This is a genomic window from Streptomyces sp. NPDC001714, from assembly GCF_042892755.1.
Lineage (GTDB): Bacteria > Actinomycetota > Actinomycetes > Streptomycetales > Streptomycetaceae > Streptomyces.
This window is the reverse complement of the sequence record NZ_JBIAUL010000001.1, coordinates 619,542-626,347: the sequence shown is the minus strand read 5'-3', so window position 1 is coordinate 626,347 and position 6,806 is coordinate 619,542. Positions and strand designations below refer to the sequence as shown.

Genomic DNA, 6,806 nt, shown 5'->3' with positions numbered 1-6,806 from the left:
TCGGCATCGCCCCGAGCAGCAGCGCCCCAAAGGGGCGCGAGGAACCGCGCGACCAGCCACCACGGCGCCGCACACGACTGACGGCATATCGCGGCGTTTCCGGCGGAACGCCCGACCGCTCACCCGCGTACGGCCGCCTCGGCGATCTCCTCCAGGACGCGCGCGCAGGCCACGGCGTCCGGCGGGCCGGCCGGCTCCCCGGTGCCCGTCAGGAACGCGGTCATGGCGTCGCCGGCCGCCGGCGGCCGGTGGGTCTCCGTCAACGTCCCGTCCGCCGTGGTCAGCGTCAGCTCGCCGCCCGCCACCTGGAGCGTGCCCCGCGTACCCTCCAGGCGCAGCCGGACGCCCCCGGGGCGCGACATCCACCCCGCGTGCAGGGCGGCCGGCACCGCGCCCCACTCCAGCAGGGCCGTGCCGCCGGCGTCGCCCGGCAGGCCGTCCAGCGGCGGGTGCAGGACGGCGCCGCGGACCCGGAGGGCGGCGCCGGGCCGCAGCCAGCGCAGCAGGTCCACGAGATGCACCCCGAGGTCCGCGAAGGCGCCCCGGGCGCCCCACCGCGCGTCTCGCATCCAGGCCGCGCCGGTACCGGTGAACAGCCCGTCCAGGAGGCCGGGATGGGTGAACCACGCGTCACACGCCACGAGCCGCCCGAGCCGCCCGTCCGCCACCAGCGACCGGGCCCGGCGCAGCGCGGGGGCACAGCGCAGGAACATCGCCGTCGTCACCGCCGTACCGGCCGCCGCGAGCCGGTTCGCCAGCTCCTGCGTCTCGGCGAGGCCGGCGGCGAGGGGTTTCTCCACCAGGGCCGGCAGGCCGGCCCGGGCCACGGCCGTGAGCAGCTCGGGGTGTTCGGCGGTGGTGGCGCAGACCAGGGCGAGGTGCGCGCCGGCGAGGGCGGCCGAGGCCTCGGGTACGACGGGCACCCCGCGCAGTCCGGGATGCGGGCCGGACCCGCCCCACGGACGGCGGCCCTCGTGGACCGCGACCACCTCCGCGCGTCCGGCGAGTGCGCGGAGGTGGTCGCCCAGGTGCGGGTGGGCCGTGCCCAGGACCGCCACGCGCGGGCGGGGCGGGCCCGGGTCGGGTGCGGGGTCAGCGGGCACGGGCGGTCTGGGGTGCGGCGGGGCGTACGAAGCCCCGGTCGACGTAGACCAGCGCCTCCCGTTCGTGGGAGGTGACGCAGTCCAGGACCCGGCCGACCAGCATGCTGTGGTCGCCGCCGTCCACGACCTCGTGCATCCGGCAGGCCAGCCGGACCACCGCCCGGGGGATGCCCGGCAGTCCGCGTTCCAGGGGCTCGGTGTCGCCCGCGGCGAACCGGTCGACGCCCGAGGTCGCGAACCGCCGGGCGATCTCCGACTGGTCGTGCGCCAGGACGTTGACCATGAAGTGGCCGGCGACGGCGAACGCGGCGTGCGTACTGGCCTTCTTGTCCAGGCTCACCGTCACCAGCGGCGGGTTCAGGGAGAGGGAGACGAAGGAACTCGCGGTGAATCCCCAGCGGCGTCCGCTGTCGTCGACCGTGGTGGTGACGACCACCGGGCCGGGGACCCGGGACATGGCGCGGGTGAAGTCGATTTCCTCGGCGGCTTCTTCGGCAGCGACGGACATGGGATACGGCGCCTCCTCGGGCGTGGTCACGGTCAGTGCGATGGCGGTGGGTCAGCCGGCGAGTTCCGCCGCCGCGAAGTGCCGCAGCCAGGCGCGGAACTCCGGGCCGATGTCCTCGCGGCGGCAGGCCAGCCGGACGGTGGCGCGCAGGTACTCGCCGCGGTCGCCGGTGTCGTAGCGGCGGCCGGTGAAGACCACCGCGTGCACCGGGCCGCCGATCCGCGGGTCGCGCGCCATGGTGCGCAGGGCGTCGGTGAGCTGGATCTCGCCGCCGCGCCCGGGGCCGGTCTTGGCCAGCACCTCGAAGACGGCCGGGTCGAGGACGTAGCGGCCGATGACGGCGAGGGAGCTGGGTGCCCGGCCCGGTTCGGGCTTCTCGACCAGGTCGGTCACGCGCACCACACCGTCCCGGTCGCCGGGCTCGACGGCGGCGCAGCCGTAGCGGTGGATGTGCCCGGCGCCGACGTCGAGGAGGGCGATGACACTTCCCCCCAGTTCCTCCCGCAGCCCGGTCATGAACGGCAGGAGGGGGTCGGCGGGGTCGATCAGGTCGTCGCCGAGGAGTACCGCGAAGGGCTCGTCGCCGACGTGCGGGGCCGCGCAGAGCACGGCGTGCCCGAGGCCCCTCGGGTCGCCCTGGCGTACGTAGTGGACGGTGGCGAGGTCGGTCGCCGCGCGCACCAGGTCCAGCCGGGCCGTGTCGCCCTTGCCGGACAGGACGGCCTCCAGCTCGGCGTTGCGGTCGAAGTGGTCCTCCAGGGCCCGCTTGCCGCGTCCGGTGACCATGAGGACGTCGTCGAGACCGGCGGCGACGGCCTCCTCCACGACGTACTGGATGGCGGGCTTGTCGACGAGGGGCAGCATCTCCTTCGGGGTGGCCTTGGTCGCGGGCAGGAAGCGGGTGCCGAGCCCGGCGGCCGGGACAACGGCCTTGCGGACGCGTGGCGTCGGACGGGTCATGGTGGATGCGTCCTTTTCGTCAGGGCGTCGGGGGACGTCGGGGGCATCGGAGGGGTTTTGCCGGGGTTTCCGCGGACGTCAGGCGACGCTCGCGCGGGGTGCCGGTTCGCCGGCGGTGTCCGGCAGGAGCGAGCCGTGTCCGGCGCCACCCAGGGCGGTGAGGAAGGAGCGGGCCCAGTGGTGGACGTCCCGCTCGCTCAGGTGCCGGCGCAGGTCCTGCATGCGGCGCCGGCCGTCCGCCGGGTCCAGGGTGAGGGCGGTGGCCATGACGTCCTGGAGTTCGTGCCGGTGGTGCGGGTTGACCAGCAGGGCCCGGGTGAGCTCCTCGGCGGCGCCCGCGAACTCGCTGAGCACCAGCGCGCCGCCCAGGTCGGGGCGGGCCGCGACGAACTCCTTCGCGACCAGGTTCATGCCGTCCCGCAGCGGTGTCACCAGCATGACGTCCGCGGCCTGGTAGAGGGCAGCGAGTTCGGTGCGGTCGACCGTGGTGTGCAGGTAGTGCACGGGGACCTGGCCGACCTGCCCGAACGTGCCGTTGATGTGCCCGACCCGGGCCTCGATGCGGGCGCGCTGGCGCCGGTAGTGCTCGACGCGTTCCCGGCTGGGGGTGGCGATCTGGACGAGAACGGTGTCCGACGCGGTGGCCCGGCCGTCGGCGAGGAGTCCCTCGAAGGCGCGCAGCCGCTGGTCGATGCCCTTGGTGTAGTCGAGGCGGTCGACGCCCAGCATGATCCTGCGGTGCTCGCCCAGTTGCCGGCGGAGCTGCCGGGCCCGCTCCCGTACGGCCTCGCCGGCGGCCAGCTCCGCCAGGCCGGCCGTGTCGACCGAGATCGGGAAGGCGCCGACGCGGACCTCGCGGTCGCCCACCAGGACGGTGCCGAGGACGGACGAGCGGGGCGCGTGGCCGACGCTCTCCGCCCGCCGCAGCCGGCGCACCAGGTGCAGGAAGTTCTGTGCGCCTCCCGGGAGTTGGAAACCGATCAGGTCGGCGCCGAGCAGGCCGTCGACGATCTGGCCGCGCCAGGGCAGCTGGAGGAAGAGCTCGGGCGGCGGGAAGGGGATGTGCAGGAAGAAGCCGATGCGTACGTCGGGCCGTAGGGCGCGCAGCAGTTCGGGGACGAGCATCAGCTGGTAGTCCTGGACCCAGACGGTCGCCCCGGGGGCGGCGAGGGCCGCCGCGTGCCGGGCGAAGCGCTGGTTGACCCGCTGGTAGCTCTGCCACCAGCCGCGGTCGAAGTCGGGCGGCACCACCACGTCGTGGAAGAGCGGCCACAGCGTGGTGTTCGAGAAGCCCTCGTAGTACTCCCGGTACTCGGCCTCGTCCAGCGGGACCGCGTGCAGCCGGACGTCCTGGTCGGGCAGGTCCGCGGGGACGCTGCCCGCGGTGGTCCCGGCCCAGCCCGCCCAGGCGCCCCGGCGGGCACGCAGGATGGGTTCCAGGGCGCTGACCAGCCCGCCCGGGCTGCGCCGCCAGCGCGGCCCGTCCGGGCCCTGGGTGTCCAGATGGACCGGGAGACGGTTGGCGACGACGACGAAGTCCGCGTCGAACGCGCCGGGCTGACGGATCCTGGGCGTATCCACGTCCTGCTCTCCCTTCAGCGGGGGGATAACCGCGCCCCAAAGGGGCGCGGGGAACTGCGCGACTAGCCACAACGCACCGACGGACGAACAAACGGCCCCTACAGCGGAGCGTCCGCGCGGAAGTCGACGATCGTCTTGAGGTCGGTGGTGCTCCGGTAGTTCTTGAAGATCTCGACGAGGCCGTCGTAGTCCCGGAAGCTGTGCACGGTGGAGAGCAGGCGCCTGCCGTCGACGATGCCGGACAGCAGCATCTCCATGGCCGTCCGGATCACGTTCGCGGAGTGGTGCATCGGGAACGCGGTGACGTCGAAGGGCGAGGCGCTGATGTTGATGCCCTTGGCGAGCATCAGCCAGGTGTCGAACTTCTGCATCTCCTGGGAGGCCCCGTACAGCACGTACCGGCCCTTGGGCTTCAGCCGGCGCATCGCCACCCGGCGGGGGTCCTTCTCCTCGTCGTCGACGCGCACGGTGGGCAGCGCGTCGAAGACGTAGTCGAAGGTGTTCTCGGCGACCTCCGCGATGAGCTCCTCGGGCAGGTAGGCGCGCTCCGAGAAGTGTTCCGTGGCGTGCTGGTTGCGCATCGGGTTGGCGTCGACGGACACCACCTGGTTCGGGGCGAACAGGCGCTTGATGACGCTGCCGGCGATGATGCCGATCGGGCCGGTGCCCATGATGAGGACCCTGTCGCCGATCTTCGGCGGGTTGCCCAGGATGGAGCGCAGCGCGCCGGTGGTCGGCTCGATGAAGGAGGCCTGGAGGTCGTCGAGGGCGTCGGGGATCTTCACTGCTGCGGCCCGCAGGTCGTCGTTGAAGTTGCGGTCCGCCCAGAACACGTCTTCCTTGACCTCGCCGGAGAAGACCGGGCGCAGCGTCCGGTACTCGGCGAAGCCGCCGAAGTCGGTCTGCCCCCAGTAGACGATCCGGTCGCCGATCGCGATGTCGGAGCGGGCGAACTCCGGTCCCTTCTCGACGACTTCGCCGAGGTACTCGTGGCCCAGGATCACCGGGTACTCGGAGGGGAACAGGTGCCCTTCGAAGAAGGAGATGTCGGTCGAGCAGATCGACACGCAGCGGGTGCGCAGCAGCAGGCCGTCGGCGGGCGCCGCCGGGCGCGGCACGTCGGCGAGCACGGTCTGGCGCGGGGCGAGGAGCTGAAAGGCCTTCATGGTCTGCATGGTTGTCCTTCCGGGCAGGTCGCGGTTGAGGAAGTGGGGCCGGTACCGGGGCGGGTCAGCGGCGCATGGCGAGGCCGCCGCCGAGCAGGTACTGGCCCGCCATCTCGACGTTGGTGGGCGAGAGGGTGATGTGCTTCGCGGCCGAGTGCGCGTCGCGGAAGTAGCGTTCGAGCAGGCTGCTCGCGTACAGCGAGGAGGTGCCCGCCACGGTGAACAGCGAGGTGATCGCCGCGCAGCTCAGCTCGGCCACGGTCGCCGCGGTGAGCCGGACCGTGGCGCTCAGCGCATCGCCGCCGGTCTCGCCGTACTGCTCGGCGTGCCAGCCCGCGTCCGCGAGCAGCAGCCGCGCGGCCCGCACCTTCGCCTCGGCGCGGGCGTACCGGTCCTGGACGGTGTGGCCGGCGGCCAGCGTGCTCGTGCCGGCGGCCGGCCGCTTGGTCAGGGCGAGCCGCTGGAACTCGAGCAGCGCGCCGCGGGCCGCGCCCAGCACGGTCGACGACGAGCCGAACAGCCCGAAGTCGTAGTAGCTGATGCCGTAGCCGCGGGAGGGGCGGGCGGGCGGTGCCGCGAACATGTCCCGCTGGTCCACGGTGTACTGCTCGGCGACGAACACGTCGTCGACCTCGTAGTCCTCGCTGCCGGTGCCGCGCAGGCCGAGCGTGTGCCAGTTGTCCAGCATCCGCACGGCGGACTTCGGGACGAACAGCATCCGGATCTCCGGGCCGCCCGCGTCCGTGGTGCGGGGTGCGCCGCCGGCGGTGACGCGGGCCGCGCACACCAGCCAGGCGGCGTGCGCCGAACCGCTGGCGAAGCCCCAGCGGCCGGAGAGGCGGTAACCGCCGTCGACCGCCGCGGCCGTGCCCGTCGGGTTGACCGAGCCGACCACCAGCGCGTCCTGGTCCAGGAACAGTTCACGGGCCTGCGGCTCCGGCAGGTAGTCCGAGAGCCGTCCGATGGCCGCCTGCACCCCCATCTGCCAGCCGATCGCCGGGTCGAGCCGGGCCAGCGCCTGGAGCGCCTGCGAGCCGGTCTCCAGCGGCACCTGCGCGCCGCCCAGTTCACGGGAGACCAGCATCCGGGGGAACCCGGCGTCCCGCAGCGCCTCGAAGACCGGGAGCGGCGAGAACCGCTGCCGCTCGCCCTCCTCGCGCCACTTCTCGATGACGGGCGCGATCGCGTCGACCCGGCCGAGCCAGTCGGCCGTCTGAGCCGACACGGGTTTCCCGTCGAGCAGGGCGAAGAACTCCCCGCCGTCGTGGTTGTGGTCCATACCCACCTCCTTCACGTCGCTGGGAGCGTAGGCAGCGCGAACACGTGTGCAATACGGGAAACCGGACGGTACGAGCACGTGCCGAACGGCGGTCCCGGCCCCCGTCCGCACCCGGCAAAGAGCGGCACGGGAGGACGGCAAGGGGCGGGAAAGGGACGGCAAAGGGAGCGGGCCGACGAAGATCAGGGCGGCCTGCGGCGCCGGACGCG

General features: G+C 73.5%; 6 protein-coding genes. All 6 read right to left on the bottom strand.

Annotation, left to right across the window (positions count from 1 at the left end):
• Window positions 1-119: 119 nt before the first annotated feature.
• Window positions 120-1,103: a Gfo/Idh/MocA family protein gene (locus tag ACFY0P_RS02950; RefSeq protein ID WP_388906580.1), complete on the bottom strand. Its 984-nt coding sequence runs from the start codon at window positions 1,101-1,103 to the stop codon at window positions 120-122.
• Window positions 1,093-1,611: a flavin reductase family protein gene (locus tag ACFY0P_RS02945; protein ID WP_388906577.1), complete on the bottom strand. Its 519-nt coding sequence runs from the start codon at window positions 1,609-1,611 to the stop codon at window positions 1,093-1,095. Before ACFY0P_RS02945 ends, ACFY0P_RS02950 begins: the two co-directional genes overlap by 11 nt.
• Window positions 1,612-1,662: 51 nt before the next feature.
• Window positions 1,663-2,571, bottom strand: coding sequence for a UTP--glucose-1-phosphate uridylyltransferase (locus ACFY0P_RS02940; RefSeq protein WP_388906575.1), 909 nt, complete (start codon window positions 2,569-2,571; stop codon window positions 1,663-1,665).
• A 78-nt stretch (window positions 2,572-2,649) separates the two neighbouring features.
• Complete coding sequence (locus ACFY0P_RS02935; RefSeq protein ID WP_388906572.1) at window positions 2,650-4,152, bottom strand: trehalose-6-phosphate synthase; 1,503 nt, start codon at window positions 4,150-4,152, stop codon at window positions 2,650-2,652.
• A gap of 98 nt (window positions 4,153-4,250) precedes the next feature.
• A complete protein-coding gene (locus tag ACFY0P_RS02930) occupies window positions 4,251-5,327 on the bottom strand; it encodes a zinc-binding dehydrogenase (protein ID WP_388906570.1) in 1,077 nt (358 codons plus the stop codon).
• 55 nt (window positions 5,328-5,382) lie between these two features.
• Window positions 5,383-6,597 carry an acyl-CoA dehydrogenase family protein gene (locus tag ACFY0P_RS02925; RefSeq protein WP_388906567.1) on the bottom strand — a complete coding sequence of 405 codons (1,215 nt, stop codon included), beginning with the start codon at window positions 6,595-6,597 and terminating at the stop codon, window positions 5,383-5,385.
• Window positions 6,598-6,806 lie beyond the last annotated feature (209 nt).

Coding starts and splice junctions, on each gene's coding strand:
- ACFY0P_RS02940 (WP_388906575.1), bottom strand. CDS start 2,571: ATGACCCGTCCGACGCCACGCGTCCGCAAGGCCGTTGTCCCGGCCGCC.
- ACFY0P_RS02930 (WP_388906570.1), bottom strand. CDS start 5,327: ATGCAGACCATGAAGGCCTTTCAGCTCCTCGCCCCGCGCCAGACCGTG.
- ACFY0P_RS02925 (WP_388906567.1), bottom strand. CDS start 6,597: ATGGACCACAACCACGACGGCGGGGAGTTCTTCGCCCTGCTCGACGGG.
- ACFY0P_RS02945 (WP_388906577.1), bottom strand. CDS start 1,611: ATGTCCGTCGCTGCCGAAGAAGCCGCCGAGGAAATCGACTTCACCCGC.